Annotated in this window: 9 protein-coding genes; 3 read left to right on the top strand and 6 right to left on the bottom strand. The window is 35.2% G+C overall.

Annotation, left to right across the window (positions count from 1 at the left end):
- Window positions 1–68: 68 nt before the first annotated feature.
- The 3 genes from E0W73_RS10535 to E0W73_RS10525 all read left to right on the top strand — a co-directional run bounded on the left by E0W73_RS10535 (window position 69) and on the right by E0W73_RS10525 (window position 9,309).
- Entirely contained in the window at window positions 69–4,202 is a 4,134-nt protein-coding gene (locus tag E0W73_RS10535; RefSeq protein ID WP_135222039.1) for a hybrid sensor histidine kinase/response regulator transcription factor, read from the top strand.
- 593 nt (window positions 4,203–4,795) lie between these two features.
- A complete protein-coding gene (locus E0W73_RS10530; protein WP_135222038.1) occupies window positions 4,796–7,804 on the top strand; it encodes a SusC/RagA family TonB-linked outer membrane protein in 3,009 nt (1,002 codons plus the stop codon).
- Window positions 7,805–7,809: 5 nt separating this feature from the next.
- Window positions 7,810–9,309, top strand: a complete 1,500-nt coding sequence (locus E0W73_RS10525) for a RagB/SusD family nutrient uptake outer membrane protein (protein WP_244248468.1) — start codon at window positions 7,810–7,812, stop codon at window positions 9,307–9,309.
- Between the two features lie 27 nt (window positions 9,310–9,336).
- On the opposite strand, the gene E0W73_RS10520 is transcribed toward E0W73_RS10525, so the two are convergent.
- From E0W73_RS10520 to E0W73_RS10495, 6 genes are all read right to left on the bottom strand, one after another.
- On the bottom strand, window positions 9,337–10,893 hold the full coding sequence (locus tag E0W73_RS10520; RefSeq protein WP_135222037.1) for an MFS transporter: 1,557 nt from the start codon (window positions 10,891–10,893) through the stop codon (window positions 9,337–9,339).
- Between the two features lie 339 nt (window positions 10,894–11,232).
- Complete coding sequence (locus E0W73_RS10515; RefSeq protein WP_135222036.1) at window positions 11,233–12,522, bottom strand: hypothetical protein; 1,290 nt, start codon at window positions 12,520–12,522, stop codon at window positions 11,233–11,235.
- An 859-nt stretch (window positions 12,523–13,381) separates the two neighbouring features.
- A complete protein-coding gene (locus tag E0W73_RS10510; RefSeq protein WP_135222035.1) occupies window positions 13,382–16,177 on the bottom strand; it encodes a M16 family metallopeptidase in 2,796 nt (931 codons plus the stop codon).
- A 234-nt stretch (window positions 16,178–16,411) separates the two neighbouring features.
- Entirely contained in the window at window positions 16,412–19,009 is a 2,598-nt protein-coding gene (locus E0W73_RS10505; RefSeq protein WP_135222034.1) for an alpha/beta hydrolase family protein, read from the bottom strand.
- Window positions 19,010–19,033: 24 nt separating this feature from the next.
- Window positions 19,034–21,010 carry a TlpA family protein disulfide reductase gene (locus E0W73_RS10500; RefSeq protein WP_135222033.1) on the bottom strand — a complete coding sequence of 659 codons (1,977 nt, stop codon included), beginning with the start codon at window positions 21,008–21,010 and terminating at the stop codon, window positions 19,034–19,036.
- Window positions 21,011–21,020: 10 nt separating this feature from the next.
- Window positions 21,021–22,379, bottom strand: a complete 1,359-nt coding sequence (locus tag E0W73_RS10495) for a RagB/SusD family nutrient uptake outer membrane protein (protein ID WP_135222032.1) — start codon at window positions 22,377–22,379, stop codon at window positions 21,021–21,023.
- Between the last annotated feature and the right edge of the window lie 9 nt (window positions 22,380–22,388).

Raw genomic sequence — 22,388 nt, 5'->3', positions numbered from 1 at the left:
ATTCAGGAAGGCAGATAATTGTTTTTTTATAAATACCACATAAATTTTAAAATTCAATTTATATAAAAATGCCATTAGAAAAAGTTTGCCAAAGAGTTATCATATTATTTTTTTTTCCTTTATACTGCTTATATCCTCAGAATTCCTTTGAGAATTATCAATTTCGAATTGTCAATAACGAAACATCAAAGAGTGGTATTTATGCCATTGCACAAGATCATTTCGGAGTCATGTGGATGGGAACAAACGGTGCCGGTCTATTTAGGTATGACGGAGTCAATTACAAAGTATATGAACAGCATTCAAGCAGCAGCAATTCTATAAATAGCAATCTTATTTATGCCGTTTACTTGGATCGGGAAAACCAGATTTGGGTTGGCACTGATGAAGGATTGTGTCGGTATAACAGAAATCTAGATGTTTTTGAAAATATCGAACTTCGGAAAAAAAATGACAAAGAATCTGTAATATCAGTAAAATGTATAATAGAAGATGGCAATGGCAACCTGTATCTCGGAACATTTAACAACGGCCTTCTTAAGTTGAATATTAAAACTAGAAAGGTGACAGATGTCAAGTCTAGTACGCCTCATATAGCTTATGCTATAAACTGTATGGCAAAAGATAAAAAAGGCCATATATATCTAGGAACCAACTTAGGTTTAAAAACTATTGATAAGTTATCTAATGAAGTCAAGAGCCTAAAACTGCAATCTGGAAATCAATTGGAATTAGGAACAATTGTTTCGATGGCTTTTGACAGCGATCAGCATTTATGGATTGGCAACGGGTACAAGGGCCTAATAAAAGCAGATGTGCAGCGTGCAGAAAAAAAGGCATTTTTGTATCCCATCACTAAAAAAAGGATAATGGCAATACTGCCAGTAAACAGCGAGACTATATTTTGCGCCACCGAAAATGATGGTCTTATTATTGTCAACAACCAAGGTGTTGTTCAGAAAAAGTATCTAAACAGCAATTATGATCAGCACAGTTTAGGTTCAAATTCTGTATGGTCCTTGCTTCTAGATGACGAAAAGAGACTTTGGCTTGGATATTACAATAAAGGACTTGGCGTTTTTGATAAGCTTAACAGCAAGATAAATGGCTTGACAAGCGTGGCCGGAAATCCACAGTCGCTACAAATCAACTGTGTAACAGGTATTGCAAAAGATGATAAAGGACGTCTATGGATTTCGATGGAAGGTGGTGGCGTGGATGTTTATGATCCTAAGCATAAAAAATTTCAGCATATCACTAAATCTGATCGAAGTTTCTGCTCTGGATTAAACGATGATAACATCACAAAAGTATTTATAGATAAAAAACAGAATGTCTGGCTGGCCAGCTGGAATGAAGGAATATTTTTTTTAAAGAACGGCAGCAGTAATTTTATTAATTACAATACCAAAAATACTCCTGGTCTCGCTTCAGACAATATCATGAGTATCGCCGAAGATTCAAAAGGCACCATCTGGATCGGAACTTTCTCTAAAGGATTGCATTATTATACTCCGTCAGACGGTAAATTCCGCCATTGCAATTCAAAAGAGTTTTACAGGCATTCCATAACAAATTTAGATATCAGAAAGGTCATGGTAGACTCAGACGACGAGATTTGGATTGGTTCTACAACTGGCCTATATAGAGTTCGCACGCTAGATTTGGTTTCTTTTTCGGTCACTTCCTTACGAGAGAAAATGTCTGAAAAACATAAAAATCACAAAAGTACCCACACTATTAATTCGCTCTACCAATCCAAAAACAACAAAATCTGGATAGGCACAGATGGAGCAGGATTGTTTAGTTATGATAAAGCAACAGACAAGCTGAAATGGTACATAAATTTTAAAGGATTAAAAGAAAAATCGATTTCATCTATAGTAGAATCCAATGATCGGAACATCTGGATTAGTGGCAAGAAAGGAATTTCTAAATTAGATTTGAAGCAAAATAGCACTGTAAATTATTCGGTTTATGACGGTTTGCTGGCCAATGATTTTAATAACAATGCCGTGTTAAAGGATGAAAACGGTTTGCTCTATTTTGGAAGTTATGAAGGCTTGAATTATTTTAATCCCGCAAATTTGGCAAAAAGCAAAAAACAGCCTTTTGTTTATCTTTCCGACCTTAAAATATTTAATAAATCTGTTCGCCCTCTTGAGAAAAATTCTCCATTGATAAAGGTCTTATCTCAGACAAAAAAAATAATCCTAAACCATAATCAATCGGTTTTCACAATTGATTTTATCGCAATAAACTATTCTTTTCCTGCTCGAAACGAATTTGCCTATTATTTAGAAGGATTTGAAGATTCATGGAATTACGTTGGCAACAAACGTTCGGCAACTTATACCAATTTGGCTCCAGGCAAATATGTTTTCAAAGTTAAAGCTGCGCAGAAAAACGGACTTTGGACACAGAAACCGGTTGAGCTTAAAATAGAAATTCTGCCGCCTTGGTGGAAAACCTCTTTTGCGTATTTGTTTTATTCTGTTATGATTTTGGCGGCCATTCATTTTGGCAATCAATATTATCAAAATCGCTTTAAGCAAAAACAGCTTATAGAGTTTGAGAAAAAGAAAGCGTTACAGATTGAAAAATTAAACAACAAGAAATTGCAGTTCTTTACCAATATTTCGCATGAGTTTAGAACTCCGCTCACATTGATACTAAATCCGTTGAGCGATATATTAAAAAATAATAGCGAAGAACTGTCGCAAGGTGTACTGAAAAAAATACAAACTATTCAGAAAAGTTCCGACAGGCTTTCTAGGCTAATTAATGAGTTAATGGATTTCAATCAGCTTCAGTTTAATAAAATGCCATTAAAAGTGCAGCAGATAGATGTAATTGGCTTTACAAGAGAAATCGTAAGTTATTTTGAAGAAGAAGCCTTAAGCCGCAGTATTATTCTGGAGTTTGACGCTAATAAAAAATCTTTAAAAGACTGGATAGACCCCAAAATGTTCGAAAAGATTATTTTTAATGTTATCTCCAATGCATTTAAGGTTACGCCAGATAATGGCAATATAAAGGTAAAAGTTATAGTAAAGGACGAAGTAGTTCATTTTCCTTTAATCGGCGAAGACAGTCTTAACCCTTCTTTCGAGATCATTGTTGAGGACACTGGCTCTGGACTAGACAAAAAGGATATTAAAAGAATTTTTGATCGCTTTTACCAAGTCAATAATCTGAACAAAGCTTATTACGGAAGTACCGGAATTGGTCTTGAGGTCGTTCGCGGATTTGTAGAACTGCATAAAGGCTTTATTATTGTAGAGAGCGAACTCGGGTTAGGCACAATTTTTAAATTATCATTTCCTATCGGAAAAGATTTTTTTAGCGAGAATGAAGTGATGGCTGAGGAATTTAAGAAAGACAAAAAAAACAGTTTTAAGCCAATTGTTGAAAAGAAAGAAAATGAACTGCAACATGCTCAAGAGAAGGGGAATCTGGTATATACCATTTTGATAGTCGAGGATAATGTCGAGCTGCGCAATTATTTGAAAAATGAACTAAAGAAAGAATACAAAGTTCTGACAGCAGAAAACGGTCAAGCAGGTTTAGAACTGGCTCTGAATAAATTGCCAGATTTGATTTTGACAGATGTAATCATGCCCGTTATGAATGGACTGGATTTATGCAAAAACATAAAATCAAATTTAAAAACCAGTCATATTCCGCTAATGATGCTTTCGGCAAAAGCATTGGTACAAGACCGCTTAGAAGGTATAGATTCTGGTGCAGATATGTATTTGAGCAAACCTTTTGATATGGATATATTGCGATCCAGTTTGGTGCAGCTGTTGAAGAGTCGACAAATTATGTTCAATAAATTCTATAATGGCTTAACTCCAAAGGCCAAAGAAAAAACTACAACATTAGATAATGAATTTATTAAAAATGTCTTGAATTATATCGTTGAAAATATTAGTGAATATGATTTAAGTGTTGAGGTTCTGGCGTCAAAGATGTTTCTAAGCAGAAGTCAGTTGTACCGGAAGTTAAAGACCTTGACAGGAGTTTCAGTAAACGAGTTTATCCGAAATGTTCGTCTAGAGAAAGCCAAAGAATTAATTGAGCTGGGTAACGATAACATTTCTGAAATTAGCATCAAGGTCGGATTTAGTTCTCCTTCGTATTTTACAAAATGTTTTAAGGAAAAGTACGGGTATTTGCCCACGCAAAGTAAACATTAATGTTATAACAAAAGGCGGTTTTTTACCGTCTTTTTTATGCCTCTCGAATTTTTGTCCCATCAAGCGAAAAAGAATGCTTCGTGTTTGTTAATTATGGTATTAAAGCAGTTGTTTATGCGTCTTTCTGATTCAATTGTTGCTAAATAATAATAATTGACTAGACATTAATGCGGTATTGGTAAAATTTACATAGAAAATTATCAATTAGTTATTTATTGTTTTATCACTATAAAAGTTTAAAAATTGCGTTTTAGCTGTTTTCGTGGTTGTCATGCTACAAAATTGATAGTTTTTGCATCATTTTTTGTATGTCAAATTTATCTTAACCCTATACTTTTGGGTAAGATAATTTTGATAAAACAAATTAGTACTAACAATTTCCAAAACAAATACCTATGACATGAAACCACTTTTTTGGCTACTTTATTTCTAAAGTTTATTCTTTTAAAAAACTTGAAGATAATATAAAAGCCTCCAATTTGTTGCGTAATTCTCCAAAGTTCTTGCAAAGAGCACAAAACTATTGAGAAGCGTAACATAAACAAAACTTACAACCGCTTGACTATTTCAACTAACCAAAAAACCACTAAAAAATGAAGTTAAAATTCAAAATTGCATTATTTGCATTGCTGATAATTGGCATTCAAAATGTAACCGCACAATCGAAAACGATACAAGGTACAGTTACAGATCCTTCTGGTTTTCCACTTCCGGGCGCCAGTATTATTGTAGAAGGTACTCAAAACAGTGCTTCTACAGATTTTGATGGGAGATACTCTTTAAAAGGAGTAAATTCAACAGACAAGATAACGTATTCTTATGTAGGCTTGATTTCTCAAACCATTGTCGTAGGAGGCAGAAGCACTATAGATGTTACGCTGGTGCAATCAACACAAAACTTAAATGAAGTTATAGTAGGATATGGTACTCAAAAGAGAACCAAAGTTACTGGAGCTATCTCAACGGTAGGCTCAAAAGATATCGCCGCAGTACCGATTACCAATGCCGAATCAGCATTGCAGGGAAGAGCAGCGGGGGTAACCGTAGTCAATGGTGCTCCGGGATCTAATCCTACTGTTACTATTCGTGGTTTGGCCACGATGGGAAACAGCGCTCCTTTGTACGTTATAGACGGTGTGTTAACCAATAATTTGTCAGGTCTTAGTCCGAATGATATAGAATCGATGTCCGTTCTAAAAGATGCTTCTACGACGGCATTATATGGTTCTAAAGCTTTTAATGGCGTAATTATGGTTACTACCAAAAAAGGAAAAAAAGGCCCAGGTCAGTTGAGCTTTAGCACTTATGCAGGATTTCAGACCATCACCAAAAGATACGATGTCTTAAATACACAACAATATCTGCAATATGCAAAAGATTTGGGAAGCGATTTAACAACAAGAGCAGCTGAGTTTGGCAATATAAATACAAATTGGCAAGATGAGATTTTTCAAAGCGGCATCATGCAGGATTATAATCTGAGTTTTTCAAACGGGACAGAAACCTCTACGGGCCGCTATTCTGCTGAATACTTGAAACAAGAAGGTGCTGTTATAAATACTGGTTTTGAACGTTATTCTTTTAGAGCAAATAACACTCAAGATATTGGAAGACTAAAAGTAGGAAGCAATATCGGAATCTCATTCAGTACAATAAATCCAGAAAGAAGCGCCGGAGGAAGAACATTATTAGAACACGCTATAAAGATGGCGCCTTATCTTCCTGTTTATAATGAGAACAATTTAGGCGGTTATCAAGGACCAAGTGCTGTCGACGGCAATGATGCAGAAAACCCTGTACGTGTCGCAAATTTAGGCTATCAGAAAATTAATAATTTGTCCATTATAGGAAACATTTATGCTGAATTGGAGCTTTTAATAGGATTGAAATTCAGATCGCAAGTTTCATTGGATTATTTTACCAGTAAAGATCACACCTTTGTGCCGAGTTATAATGATGGGTCTTATCATAGACAGGCTTTTTCGACTACAAATGAAACAAATGCTCAAGGACAGACTATTGTTTTTGACAATAGCTTAACTTACAAAACGACTATTGCCTCCAAACATAACTTAGAAGTATTGGGAGTTATTACCAAGATTGATGGAAAATCTCGAAATTTAGTAGCAGGAAGCCGTTACAATATTTCAGATGAGATTGATCAGTTGCGTTATAATGAAGGAAGTTTGACTTCTGCAAATTATGAAGAAAAAAACATAGGTTACATTGCTCGTATCAATTACGATTATGCAGATAAATACCTTTTGGCAGTTTCTGGAAGAAGAGATGCTTCGTCTCGTTTTGGCGCCAATAACCGTTGGGGAAATTTCTATTCAGTTGCGCTTGGGTGGAACATAGCCAAAGAGAGTTTTATGGCAGATTCTTTTTTTAGTACTTTAAAATTAAGAGCCAGTACCGGTACAACAGGAAATGACAGAATTGATAATTACCAATACAGCGCCACCTTGCTTGCAGATTATAACTATCCGATAGGAGGAGGAAATGCTCCAGGTGTTTCTTTAGGTGTTGCCGCAAATCCTGATTTGAAATGGGAATCTAAAAGAGATAGAAATATTGGTTTGGATTTTGGTTTTTTTGACGATGCATTTACTGGATCATTTGAATATTTTAATAGTAAAAGCAGCGATATCCTTTTTGCCGTGCCGTTATCAGCTTCTGTAGGTTCTGCTGGCGGTGGAACTCAGATTCAGAACATTGCCGATGTCAAAGTATCTGGATACGAAATTACTTTGGCTTACAATGACAGAAAAGGCGACTTTACATGGTCTGCTGTAGCTAATCTCGGTACAAATAAAAATGAAGTGGTTAGTTTAGCTCCAGGAGTAACCAGTGTATTGGGCGGACCCGTGCCAAGAGCTGGATCTGAGAACTTTTCAAGACTAGAAGTAGGACAGCCGTTGTTTTATTTTTACGGTTACCAGACTAACGGAATTTATCAAAACCAAGCGGAGGTCGATGCGGTTTTTGGACCTGGCCAGACTAATATAAAACCTGGCGATATTAGAATCGTTGACCGAGATGGTAATAAAATTATTAATTCGGAAGATAAAACCAATATCGGAAATCCATATCCTGATTTTACCTATGGGTTGAATATTACGGCAGCTTATAAAAAGTTCGATTTCAATTGTTTTATAACTGGTGTTCACGGAAATGATATTTATAACGCAAACACTTTTGACCTAAAAGCGATGAATAGATTGTTTAATGCCAGCACAGATGTTTTAGACAGAGCAAATGTGGTCAACGGAGTTGTAACCAATCCGTCGGCTTCCTTGCCAAGAGCACAAGGGGCAGATATAAACTGGTCTTCTGCAAACCAGCGATACATTGAAGATGGTTCTTATACACGTCTAAAAAATGTCACTTTAGGTTATACATTGCCAGGCGAAACCTTTGGCAGCTATTTTTCAAACATAAGATTTTATGTAAGCGGTCAAAATCTAGTAACGATTACAAAATATTCTGGCTTAGATCCTGAAATTGCTCGTACAGACGGAAATGCGAATTCTGCCGGTATTGACCTAGGAAGATACCCGCAACCGAAATCAGTAATTTTTGGACTTGATGTTAAATTTTAATACAAATGATGATGAGAAAAATAAAACATATAGTTGGAGCATTGTTCGGAATTTTAGTGATGAATTCATGTGATAGTTCGGACTTAGAATTAAGAAATCCGAATACACTATCTCCGGATACTTTCTTTAAAACCGAAGCACAGGTGGAGTCTTCTGTAAATGCAGCTTATGCAAATCTTCAGACGAGAGGACTTTATGCAAGAAACTTTTTCTTTGCTATGGATCTTATGGGGCAGGAAGCTGCTGGGAATCCGCAGTTGGAAGGAAACAAAAAACCTTTTCAGGACTTTTCTTTTAATGCAGGAAACGATATCATTCAGTACTATTGGGAATCTTGCTATATCGGAATTTCGAGAGCTAATTTTGTCTTAGACAATGAAGCTAAAATAAACGCTTTGCCAAATTCTGTTTTGTCGCAGGAGAAGAAGAATAAATTTTTAGGAGAAGTACATTTCTTGAGAGCATACTACTATTTCCTGCTGGTAAAACGTTTTGGAGACGTTCCGATTTATAAAACGGTCACTATCGAAGGAGCTGCAAGAAGTCCTAAAGCAGAGGTTTACGACTTGATTAGGACAGATTTTGAATTTGCTTCGCAAAACTTGTTGTCAAAAACTGTAGAACAGACAGGAAGAGCAACCAAAGAAGCCGCTTTTGCTTATTTAGGAAAAGTATTGTTGTATGAGAAAAAATACGATTTGGCTTTAGCTGCTCTAAATAATGTTACCGGATTTAGTCTTGAAGACCGCGGAAACTTCTATAATAACTTTATGGAAGAAACAGAACATGGCAAAGAATCTATTTTCGAAATTGAATTTGATGAAAAAAACGGAACAGGTAATAAATGGGACGATCCAGGAAACAGTCAAGGTACTGGTTTTGCAGAATCGACTCTTAGAGGCCAGGAATATGGTAATTTAAGCTGGTTTAATGTGTATCCGACAGATGATCTTTTAAATTCTTTTGAAAGTGGTGATGAACGTTTTGCCGAAACTTTTTATGTGCCAGGTTCTACGTATTTGGACGGGAAACTTACAATGACTGCTCAAAATTTTAATACTTCTGCAGGATTAAGAAAAGCTGGATGGAAAAAGTATCAAAATTATTATAAGAAAGAAGACGAAGCTGTACAATCGAGTATCAATGTAAAAGTTATGCGTTATGCTGATGTTCTTCTTATGAAAGCGGAATGCGAGAACCAGAGAGACGGCGGTTCTCAGACTGCGGCTATAGCTTATATAAAAGAAGTTAGAGACCGTGCTGGGTTGACTACTGCAATTGTTCCGACAAAAGAGGCTGTTTTTGCAGCGATTGTACAGGAACGCAAAGTAGAATTTGCCGGAGAACAAAGCCGTTTTGATGATATTATTAGATGGGGAATTGCCAGCACCGCGCTTCAAGGAAGCGGTTTTACCGCCGGAAGAAGCGAACTTTGGCCGATACCAAATAGAGAAACCTCTTCAAATCCTAATATTAAGCCAAGTAATAATAATCCTGGTTATTAAATAATAGAATTGATTAGTTGAGTTGAGTTAGTTAGTTTTTCTGATAAACAGCGTATTTTTAATGCGCTGTTTATTTTTTTTGCTGTTTGGAGCCATTTCGTGTTGAGGTATTGTAGCTTCTACATTTCTTCTTTTCTGTAGATCGGTTTCTATTTGGATTTCCATTTTTTTGTCTATTGCATAAAAGAATAAAAGAACAGCGCTAATAATGAATATAAAACCAGGATAAATACTGATTGAAAGTTTTATTCCTTCTAGTGCCGATGGAACCTGTATTTGCTCCTCGGCGGCATATCCGTACTTAGATAAAAATGCAGCGCCTAGTGCGCCCCCAATACTGATTCCCGTTTTTAATCCGAAAAGCATTGCCGAAAAAATAGTGGCTGTTGCTCTTCTGTTGTTTTTCCATTCACTATAATCAGCAACATCTGCAATCATTGCCCATAACAACGGAATGGTTATGCCGTAAAAAAGACCGTGCAAAAGCTGTGTAGCAAAAACTGCAGCAACGGCTGTTTTGTCATAAAAATTGAAAGCCAACAATGTACCGGCCGAAAGTAATATAAAAAGAATATAAATGTTTCTTTTGCCAAAAGCATCAGCAAAAAATTTTGAAAACATGATTCCGATAATCATAAAAATAATTCCGCCAGCGTTAAAAAGACTAAATGCAGAAGCGGTAACGTCTTTGGGCCATAGGAAATCTGCAAATCCCATAGAGAGTAATACCGAATTGATTTCGTTAATGAATGCAGTAAAGCCAATCGCATTTAAGAAATTTTGCTGTGCAGCAGTATCTAAATAATACTTGAAATAAAAGACATACATACCGCCTTTTAAGGATAAGGTTACAAAGACCAAAATCGTTACAAGCAACATTACAAACCAAGGACCGTTTTTGCATAAATCACTGAAATCTTTCTTGATCGAAGTTTTTTGACTTTTAGACGGAATGATTCTTTCTCTCGTCGTAAAAAAGGTAATAAGCAAACATACAACGCCTATCAAAGCAAATAGTATCATGGTATTTTTAAAGCCGACCGCTTTGTCTCCATTTCCTAAAATCAAGACAAAAGGAAGCAACAGCGACTGTATGATAAACTGCGCAATCATAACGCCAACAAAGCGATAGGAGGAAAGACTGTTTCTCTCTTTCCTATCTCCAGTCAAAACACCGCTGAGCGCAGCGTATGGCAAGTTATTCGCGGCATATACCAGCATTAAAAAGAGGTAGGTAAGAAGCGTGTAGGTTATTTTGCCATTAATTCCGAAATCAGGTGTCATAAACGAAAGAACAGATGCGATTCCAAACGGTAAAGAAGTCCATAAAATCCACGGCCTGAATTTTCCCCATTTGGTTTGTGTTCTGTCGGCAATAATTCCCATAAAAATATTGAAAAAAGCACCAATAAATCCGCCAGTAAAAATAATTATACCAGCCGTGCCAGCTGGAATTTTATAAACATCTGTATAAAAGAAAGCTAAAAATGTTAGTAGTGTCTGGAAAATTAAATTTGCTGCAAAGTCACCTAGGCCGTAACCCAATTTTTCCAGCACAGAAAGTTTTTGAGATGTGGTACTCATATGTATCAATTGCTTTTATTGGATTATATTCTATAATTGGAGAAAAAAAGCGTATACTTTTTTTCATTTTTAAAATAGAATCTTTGCAGTAAAAATAAATTGAAACAAGCAATATGTATGTCATTTATGAAGCCTATTATGCCATTTTTGAAGCATAATTTAATTCGAAAGAAACTTTTGATTATAAACCCTTTTGCTGTCATCTTATAGATGTTCATTTAATGCATTATAAGGAAAAAAAACAATAACGTTTTGGAACTAAGAAGAATAATCTTAAAACAAAAAAAAAGGAAACAGTTTAATTCTGTTTCCTTTTTTTTTGTTTTGTATGAGAAATTCTTATTTTCCGCTAGAAGCAGTAATTTTTCCTAACTGAAGTCTAAAATCTGGTCTTCTTGCGTTGTAGATATCTACAAAAGTTTCTTTGTTATCTGTATGTGAATACACATTAGAGAAAATGCTGTTTCCGTACCAGTTTTCTAAATCTGCGTTATCGCTTCTGTTTTCTGTAAATATGTTACCGCTGCACTGATTGAAGAACATTTCTTCAAATTTGATCTTCTTTAGGTTAGCGCCATTAATTTCAGTTTTATTATCTATAATCACTGCAGGGTTAAAGCCTGAAACAACGCTTCTTTTCATTTCTAATGAAGTATTTTCACCCACATAAACTGCTTCTTTAATCAATCCAGCCTGAATATCGGCTTTTATGTTTTCGCTGTCGTTTAACATTGTAATGTTTGCCGCAGCCACCAAAGTAGATTTTTTGGTAAAGTCAGTTTCGTTTTTCTTTTCGTAAGCTTTTATGTCTAAACATCTAGAGCCGTCTTTGCTTCCTGATAAGTAAGAAGATCTTACAGCTAAAGAGTTATACAAACGACATTGAATACCTTGGGTGAATTTAAAATCATCGTTTATAGATTTGTATGAAACTAACTGAGAAGCATTTACGTCTCCGCCATAAAAGCCAAACGAATTACCTCCAGAATAGCTTACCATGATGTTTTCTATGACTGTTTTGTTTCCTACACCGGCTATAGTCAATCCGTTGAAAGAATAATCTAATCCTTTAACTTTTTTACCTGCAAATTCGATTCTCACGAATTTTAAAACTCCTGAGTTTGCAGCGGTGTTATTTCCACCATATATGGTAAGAGCCGGATCAAGATCCATATTGTAAGACCCTAAATTACCAAATTTATTGATTGGCGCATCACCAAGAACAACTACACCTCCCCAGTCTCCAGCTTTTTTCATGCTTTTATTTGAGGTAAAGATAATTGGGTCAGTTTCTTGGCCTTCAGCCATAATCTGAGCTCCCTTTGTAATTACTAATGTTCCTTTTGTCTCTGCATCTCCAATAATTACAGTACCTGGTTCAATAGTCAGAACGGCATTATTGGTTACATATACATTTCCCTGAAGAATGTAAACATTTCTTTTCAGCAGTTTTGTGTTCTCAGTAATATTCCCGGCTAAAATCTGATTGGCATCTTTTGTCTCACTTTTGTGAGGCTTGAATTCCGTCCAATTGTCCAGCCAGTTCGTATATCCGATAATTCCTTTTTCCTGCTGTGCATTTAAGCCTGCTGCCAGCAGCAGACAAATCATTAAAGTAATTTTTTTCATAGTCTTGGGGGCTTTTGGTATTATACGTTTTTTTGACAACTTAGAAAGAAACTTTTTCATTGAAAAGGATTCTTTTAATTTTTGGAAATTGTTCGATGTCGATGCACTATCAGCAACCGAAAAATTGAAACCTGAATTTTACCAAGTGTCATTTTACAAATATATATAAAATGTTTAGATTTCACGGGCTTTTTACCCGTATTTAACATTTGTTCAAGCAAAATTAAACTAGAGTTAATATCTCCAAAATATAGGCAAAACCTGAAAAGCCTTTTGTTTTAAGGTGTTGTTTTGTGAATGTGTATTTTTTATGTTTAGATGTAATGTTTTTATATTTAGATTGTTATGTTGTTTTTTAGTGAAATAAAAAATAGTATAGCTATTATTTTTACACAGTCTTGTTTTTGTGAATTCCTATGTTAAATGAATAGAATCTTTTTATTGATTTGAGATGAAAATTTACCATTAATTTACGCTGAAAGACTGCTTTTTCTAGCATTCAACTCAAAATATCGTTGTAGAAACTGATGTAGATCTCTAGAGTGTTGCATTTTTTATAACGGTTTTTTTGTAAATGTTTTCCTTTGTAATCAAAATTTTTAAAAATAGTGCAGGATAATAATTTACAGTTTTGTATTTCCGCAGGTAATTCTTTGACTTTTTTAGGCTTTAGCTTTTGACTAATAATAACATGATTATTCGTTTGTATCATATTCAAATGACAGCACGTAGTTATGCTTAATTTTGAAATAATAAAGGCTGCCTCAAAAGACAGCCCTTAAAAACTAATTAAAATAAAAATAAAAAAATCGATAAGAATATTATAAGCCAGAATCAGGAATTGGCCTATAAGAGATTCTTACTTTGCTTTCATAAGTACTTGCACACTGTTTGATTTTTTTAAAACATCTGTTATAAAATCTTTTAAATCTTTTGCTGTTAGGGTACTTAAAGTATTTTTAAGACTTTCTGTATCGGTAGGTTCTTCATTATTGCGAACGTAAGCAGTCAGTACATTCATCCAATAACTATTTTGTTTAATCTGTTCTTGATGATTTTTAATAATAGATTGTTTGATGTCTTCCAGCATATTCGCAGGAATGTTTTCTGTTTGTACTCTTGTCAATTCTGCATGAACAATTTTTACTAAGGTATCTGCTTTATCAGGATTACAGTCAAAATTGATTTCTAATGAAAATAATGGAGTAGGAGACTGTGATAAATTGGCTCCAACCTGAACGCCGTAACTGCCGCCTTCTTCTTCACGAATGGTTTCTAAATAACGTTTAGTCAGCCATTCAGAAACCATAAAACTTAAGATTTTGTTCTTTTTAGAATAGGTTACATCTTTGTTTTCTAAATGAAGATAAACCGTCGTTTTTGGCGTATCCATCGTTCTAAAGATCGTTTTCTCTGTTTTTCCGTCTTTCATGAAAATTTTATGGTCAACGTATTTTTCTGTTTTTGGAGTTGACGGAATATTGCCTAAATAAGTATTGATTAAGGCAATATCTTTCTCAGAAATGTTTCCAACGAATAAGAAGGTAAAATCTCCTGCATTAGAAAAACGCTCGGTGTAGAATTTCTTCGCTTTATTCAAATCAAAAGCATTGATAAAATCCTGATTCAATAACCAATTGCGTTTGCTGTAATTCGTGTTTAAAACCGAAATCGTATCACTTAACGCTTTTTCGTTGCTGTTGTGAGCATTATTCAGTTTGTTTTGGTACTGCTCTTTGATTTTATCAAAAGTAGTCGTATCAAATCTTGGATGTTGGAAATAAAGATAAGTCAGCTGTAATAAAGTCGTTAAAGATTCTTTGTTGCTGCTTCCGTTAAAACCTTCGTATAAACCTCCAATATACGGACTCACACTAGCCGTCTGACCAGCCAGTTTCTTTTTTAAATCGGTAAACTTATAATCGCCCAAACCAGAATAAGCCGCTACTGCCGTTGCAATTTGTGTTGACGGAAGATCCTGCCAGTCAGCTAAGGAATTTCCTCCTGCACTGTAAGCAGAAAACAAAATCTGGTCTTTGCTTAAGGTTGTTGGATAAATGATCACTTTTGCTCCGTTTGCCAAAGTGTATTGTTTTGCATTGGCAAAAGCTTTAATATCGCTGGTTTTAGCAATCGCTTTTTCTGTCAATTGCTCTTTAACTAAAGAAGCTGTTAATTCTTCTTCTTTGTACGGTTCCAATTTGCTGTTTGAAATGGTTTTAATTACATTCCAATAGTCATTTGCTTCTGGAAATTTAGTCGCAGCATCTTCCGGAGCAGAAACCGATAAGATTAAGTTTTGTTTTGGTTCTAATGCTCTAAAAGCATTATTGACTTGTTCCAAAGTCACTTTACTTAGAAACTCATTCATCCATTTGTATTCCTGATCTAAAGTCATCACCGGATTGGCTTCTAAGAAATACATTTGTAATTGTTCTGCCCAATATCCGTTGCTGATTTTGTCTTTATTGGCGAGGCGATTATCATAATTGCTTCGCATTTTGGTTTTTAAACGGTCTAATTCCTGCTGTGTAAATCCGTTTTGAATCGCTCTTTCATATTCTTTATAGGCTTCTGTAAAAGCTTCTAAGAATTTACCTTTTTTGGGTGCGATGTTCAATGAAAATTTACTGTCTAATCTCGAAAGATTGTTATTTGAAATTCCAAAAGATAAACCCGCTGTTTCATTGTTGATGATGAATTCTCCAAAACGAGTATTCATTAACTGCATCGCAAGACTTTCCTGCATGCTTTTGGTCATTTCGGCTTCGTCTTGCACTAAGGGCTTTGGAAGTGTGTACGAAAGCGAAATCCCAGAACGCTGTAATTCTTTGTCGGTTGCCAGTACATAACGGTTTTCTTTTTGCACCGGAATTTTTTCGTATTCTCTTTTGTTGATTTTCTTTGGAGTAGGTATCGAACCGAAAATCTCTTTAACCCTTTTTTCAATTAAAGCCACATCGATATCTCCGACAATAACGACAGCCTGATTTTGCGGTTGATACCACTTTTTGTAATAATCTCTTAAAACCTGATATTTGAAATTACTGATGACATTCAAATCACCAATTACATTTCGTTTGGCATATTTAGAACCTTGAAAAACTACTTTGTCAATTTTTTCTCCAGCACGGTAATCTGCGTTTCTTCTCGTACGCCATTCTTCACGAATAACACCTCTTTCTGCGTCGATTTCATTATTCGCTAAAAGCAGAGAACCTGACCAGTCGTGCAGTACGTACATGCAAGAATCCAACAAAGTTTTATTATCGGCAGGAACATTGCTGATGTTGTAAACCGTTTCGTCATAAGCTGTGTAGGCATTGATGTCTTTTCCAAAAGAAACACCTTGTTTTTCCAGCATATTGATAATTCCTTTTCCTTTAAAATGTTCTGTTCCGTTAAAAGCCATGTGTTCCAGAAAGTGCGCTAATCCGTCCTGATCATCATTTTCTAAAATAGCCCCGACATTTTGTACGAAATAAAAATCGGCTCTGTCTTTTGGCCATTCGTTATGAAGGATAAAGTATTGCATTCCATTAGGAAGCATTCCGTGCGCCACTTCTTTGGGCAGTGGAAAAGTAGTTTTAAACTGCGCAGAAACTTGGGTTAAACCCAAAAACAGCAAATGCGCTAAAATTAATTTTGCTTTCATTGTTGATCCGTATTGTTCTTTTTTTTGATTGAATTTTTGTTGGAATAGGGTATAAGAAGTCCCTGCTGTTAATTTGAAATCTTCAAAAACAGCTGTTATGGAACGCGGATTAAACAGATTCGCCCTGCGAAAACGCGGATTTACACAGATAAAATATTTAAATAAAATCCGTTTAATCCGCGTCTTCGCGATAGCGAATCAGTAAAATCAGTGTCTAATTTTAAGGCATTGTAATTACATCCATTCTGGTTTTGCCGCACCTTTTAAGTAGTAATCAAAATACTGCTGCATTTTGAGTGTCCAGTCTTTTCTATTGCTGGCATCGTCTAAGCTATGTCCTTCTTTTTTGTAGTTCACCAAGTAAGCAGGTTTTCCTAAACGACGAAGTGCAAAGAATAAGGATTGTCCTTCTTGATAAGGAACTGCGCGATCATTATCATTGTGGAAGATAAGTATTGGTGTTTTAACATTTTTCGCTCCAAAAAGAGGCGAATTTTTGATGTATCCGTCAAGGTTTTCATGCATAGCACTTCCCATACGCAATTGATCTGCTTCATATTTGAACATCGTAGAAATACCATTTGATCTCATAATTGGATAATTGGCTGTAAAGTTGCTCACTCCAGAAGCGACAATAGCACAAGTGAAAATATCCGTTTTAGTCGTTAAGAAAGAAGTTTCGTAACCTCCAAAACTATGTCCTTGAATTCCTATTTTGCCTTTTTCTGTAATTCCTTGTGAGATTAAATATTCAACACCGCTAATAACATCGTTGTAAGTACTGTTTCCAACTTCTCCATAAACGTAATGCACATCGGGTTGAAATACAATATAACCTCTGCTTACAAATGTTGGAATATCAATATTGGCTGTGCTTACTTCAGGCTGTTGATAAGCATTAAAATCCTCTGTATGTTTTTCGTAGAAATGAACAATTACTGGATATGTTTTTTTACTGTCATAGTTGTCCGGAAGATATAGATTTCCTTGATTTTCTTTTCCGCTGAAACTTTTCCAAGTTAAAACTTTTGAAGTTCCCCAGGCATAGTCTTTTTGCTGTGGATTAATGTCTGTCATTTTTGATTGAGAACCAAAACTAGAAGTTCCCCACCATAAATCCGGAAAAGTGGTATAGCTTTCTTTTATAAATAAAACAGACGAATTGTCTCCTGAAAGCGCTTCAATTCGCACATTGTAATTTGGGTTAGCGAAAACCTTAGTTACCGAATTATTATTTACCAACTTGTAAATCCCTTTAGATTTATGTTCAAAATCAAAACCAGTTAAAGTGATTTCTTTTTTTGTGTCTAAGTTCCCAATGAAGCCAGTTTCGCCGTAACGTAATTCTACATTGTTTTTTCTTCCATATCCCTGAGTTATAGTATATGCAGGTTTTTGATTGGTTAAATCTATAGCCCACAAATCAAACTGATCATACAAAACAACAGTATTTCCATTATTGAGCCAGCCTGCAATTCCGTATTGCGTGTTAAGATTTGCCATATCTACATTAGGGTTAGAAACTGGATAAGGAATCTGGTCACTAATGTTTTTAAATTTCAGAGAAGAAGAATCAAACACAAACCATTTTTTTTGACTTTCATCATAAAAGACGGCAAAGCTTCCTTGTGGATTACAGTTTACACCTCCAAAGACGCCTGATAATACTTTTGTAGCTTTTCCTGTAGCAAGATCAATCCAGTAAATATCGCTGCGTTCGTTAAAAGTCCAGTCTACTTCCACGACATAAGGCTTTTTGTCAACGGCAAAAACACCTTTAGCATTTCCAGATTCAGGAATAATCACTTGATCATATTCGCCGGTAGCGGCTACTTTAATCACTTTTTTGTTTTGGATGTCATAAAGAAATTTTGGTTCGCTTGGAAGCGTTTTGGAACTTCTCAATAATTCCTGTCGGCGTTCCATCGTTCCTTGGTTGTATTTCCAGATTTCAACATTCGATTTTGGAATCTGCGTATTTTCAGGACGTTTTTTTGAGTTTACTACCAATGAAATAAGAGTGCTATTTTCATTTAAGGCGTATGCCACTTTTGAAATCGAGAAATTAGGATCGTTTAAAGCAATATCATCATAATTAAATAAAACTTTAGCCGAATTAGTGTTCAGATTAAAGTAATAAACCATGTTGAAATCAGCGCTGTTTGCACCTTTTAAAGTAAAAGTACCGCCGTTTTCTTTATCATTTAACTGAAAATCTCCAAAATCTGATGCTCTTCCACTGTAAATCGTTTCTTGTTTACCGCCAATTGTTCCGTGTTTTAGGAAAATTTGATCTTTTTCAATCTGAACATACACAATCGATTTGTTCTTTAAAAAACGAGACGATTTGATATTGCTTACAAAAGTACTGTCATTGCTTTCTAAATTATAACAAACTAAACGCTGTAAAAAGATTGCACCTTTTGGAGTTTCAGGACGTGTGTAATACAAGAAATCCGTTCCTTCAAGTACATTGGTGTAATGCTTGCTTTTCCAAAGTTTTTTAACTCCCGTTTTTAAATTCTGCACTATTGTGCTGTCATTTTTACTGTACTGAATCCAGTCTTTTTTCCCGATGAACTTTAAATCACTGATATTCTCCAAAACCAAACGTTTTCCTTTTGGAGCTTCCTGAATAATGATCTGTTTTTTATTTTCTTTTTCTTCATCTTGAAAAACAGTGCTGTAAGACATCCATTTTCCATTATAAGAAATAGATTTGCTGCTGATTCTTTGCCATGACTGGTAAGCCGATTCGTCTACTGTTTTTTTCTGAGCAGATAAACTATGTACACCCAAAGCGAGTGTACATAGTAAAACTATTTTTTTCATAATTTTTTGATTTTCAAGAAGCAATTATTCGTTTTTTAAAGCCTTTATAACATCTGTAAGTTCGTCAACTAATTGTCCTGGATTTCCAGAATATCCTTCAGATGTAAAACGGATTTTACCGTCTTTGATTACCACTTTTCTAGGAATACCGCTTGAATTAAAAATTTTAGCATATTGGCCGAAAGAAGCATTGTTTGTGCCACCTCCTTTTTTTACTAAGTCAAAATGAGTAGTGATTTTTAAGCCTTTTTCTTTTAAATAAGCCAAAGCTTCTTTTTTATAGCTTTCTTTGGTTTCCTGAGTGCTGATGAAATAAATTTCAACTTGTTTGTCTTCTTTAAAGTTGTTAACCAATTGCTGCATCGCTGGAAAAGCTTTTTTACAAGGCCCGCACCAAGTTGCCCAAAAATCGATTACGATGATTTTACCGCTGTTTAAAGCCAAATCTTTTGTTTTTCCGTCAGCTGACTGAACCTTAATTGCAGGAGCAGCGATATCAATCAAGGCGATTTTTTCTTCCGTTTTGTTTTCTTTTTTCAGCTGCTCCAAATAAGCAGGAAAATCGGCTTCTTTTTTACCTTCTTTCAAATACAATTCTTTCAGTTTTGCAGTAGCTCCTTCTGATAGAGTATTGGCTCTTGCCGCATTTTTTAAAACCTCAATGATTGGTTTGTTGAAAGATTCTAATGCTTTGATATGGATATCGTTGATACTTGCTTTTTCATAACGTTTTTCAAATGGCAGTAGAGCAAAAGTTTCCAAAACTTCTTTATACTTTTTCAAAATATCGTACATACGAATCTGAATTACCAACTCGTTGTTCAGCTGATTTTTTGCATTTTCAGTTGCCTGATTTGGAGACCAATAAAGTCCTGACATATAAGACATATCGTTTACTTTTTGCTGCATCTGCTGAATCATTGGCACTGCCATAGTTTCGATAACCGCTGGATCTACAACTTTTAAGTATAATGCTTTAGAAATATTCTGGTGGTAAGCATCATTCAAATTAGCAAAATTCATTGTTGGAATCATAGCCAAAATAGTTTTGTAATCTTTCGTTTCAAAATAGTAGCCAAACTGCATTTTTACAATATTGTCATAAAAATATTTTTGATGTGGTGGTACTTCCGAGTTGTTTGGAAAATCAGCTAAAAACTGGTTGATTACCCTGTTTCTTTCCGCCGCATCAGCAATCGGCATAATTTTTTGATACGCTTTGAATCTTACATGGCTTCCTTTTGGGAATTGTTTTTCGATTACTGCTTCAAGAGAATCTGCCTTTGTTTTATTTTTTAGATCAAACAAATAAATGTGGTGGACTTTTGTATACACTTCTTCAGGAAGTCCTTTCATATTTTTTGTAAAGTCGGCTAAGAACTTAGTGCCCAATTCCTGAAACTTTTCAGGTTTTTGTTTTTTCAATACATCGAAGTACGTGTCAAAAAACTCAGGAAATCTATTTCCGTTAGCTGCAACTTCCTTTTTTAACCAATATTCTGTAGCGTCTCCATCAATAGAAAAATCTTTGAAGTAACCGCCAAACTGACCATTGAAATCTTTGTTTCTGAAAGTCGCCCAAGCCAAATCTGCTCCCGGCATTTTTACTTTTGGTTCCTTAAAAGCAACCAGCATATATCCTGCATCTTGATTCGTATCGGTAACCAATCCATTTTCGGTATTGCCATAGAATTTGAAAGCCATAAAAGCACAGTTTTTTGGAACTGTAAAATCGGCGCTGTAAACAGCGCCATTTTTTTTCATTCTAAGATCTTCAATTTCCCATCTGTAATCATTAAAAACATAAGCATAACCGCTGATATTCTTAACGTTTTCTAATGGCCCGCCTTTTGGATCATAAGTCATGCTGAAAGTGGCTCCAGGAATCGGAATATCTACCATTCCTTGTAATCTTGATTTAACTTCTTGACTTGTAACCTGTAAGGTAAAGGCGTAGAATGCCAATACCAATAATTTGATATTCTTGATTTTTGTAAACATTGCAATTTTTTTATTTCCCTAATTCAGGGTTTAGATCGATATAATTTTGATTGATTGGGAATACATATCCGTCGCTGTTTGGCTCTAAAGTGTAGGTTTGTCCTTTAAAAACTCGCGTAAATGTTTTTCTGTAAACAGGGTCTAAGTTTAATCTCCTTTGATCAAACCAGCGGAAACCGCGCCCAATGAATTCTTTTTGCCTTTCTGCCAAAACCAAATCTAAAGCTTCTTTGTTTGTTGTTGCAGTAACAGTATAGGCCGTTCCCGATTTAAAACGTTTTGCTCTAAGAATATTTAAATAATTAACTGCTTCAGTAATTTTTCCAGATCTTGCGTAACATTCAGCCGCAATTAAATACATTTCAGGAACAGAAACTCCAATATTGATTCCGTTTGTATAACTGTAAGTTGCTATTCCAAATCCTCTTCCTGTATAAGTTGGAGAAATCGCAACGTTACCGGCAATTGTATAATAATCATAACGCAAATCGTTTGATCCGAAACTGTTTAATAAATCATTTGACAGTGGTGCCCTGTTATAAGTTAAAAGCAAGGTTTTAGAAAATATAACTTCAGGATTCTGGATTAAAACCGGATAGCTGTAAGCAGATGCAAATGTTTTTAAATCAATTAAACCATTTTGCATCTGTAAAGCTTTCTCTGCATTTTCGAGACTCAATTGATATTGCCCCATCAATAAATAAGTTCTGGCAAGTAATGCATAAACCGCTCTTTTTGAAGGAAGCACATTGAATTGAGGATCATTCTGAATGCCATTTGCTAAAGCACTATTTAAGTCGGATATGATTTGGTCGTAAACTTGTCCCACTGTACTTCTGTTTAAAGAAGAAAACAATTCTGGTTTTAACAATAGTGGCACTGCTTTTTCTGAATTTGCAGAAACTGGGTCAAACTGTGGTCCGTATGTGTTTACTAATTGTAAATAAGCAAATGCTCTGTGTACAAAGGCTTCGGCATAAATCTCTTTCTTTTCTGCTTCAGTTCCTTTTTCGCTGCCCATTACACCATCAAGAATTACATTACTGTAATAAACGGCTTTATATAATCCTGTCCAATCTGAATCACCTTGAGAGGGATCGTAAATTCTATCCTGCCAAGTATAACTGTTGCCCCAAATAGTAGTGACTCCGTTTTGGTAAGTTGTCGGAAATTCCACATCGGCATTTGCGATAAGATAAATTCCGCCCGAAGAAGTCATGTCATTATAATTGTTTGCCAATGCTCTGTAATCAGAAGTATATTTTAAAATTCTGTTGTTTCCAACCTGTTCCACTTCAACGTAATCTCTACAGGAGCTTAGTAAAAGTAGAGGAAGAAATATATATAATGTAGATTTTAGAAATTTCATAAGTCTATC

It is taken from the genome of Flavobacterium foetidum (genome assembly GCF_004634245.1).
Classification (GTDB): domain Bacteria; phylum Bacteroidota; class Bacteroidia; order Flavobacteriales; family Flavobacteriaceae; genus Flavobacterium; species Flavobacterium foetidum.
The sequence above is the reverse complement of the archived record's forward strand: the minus strand, read 5'-3'. Positions and strand labels throughout refer to the sequence as shown.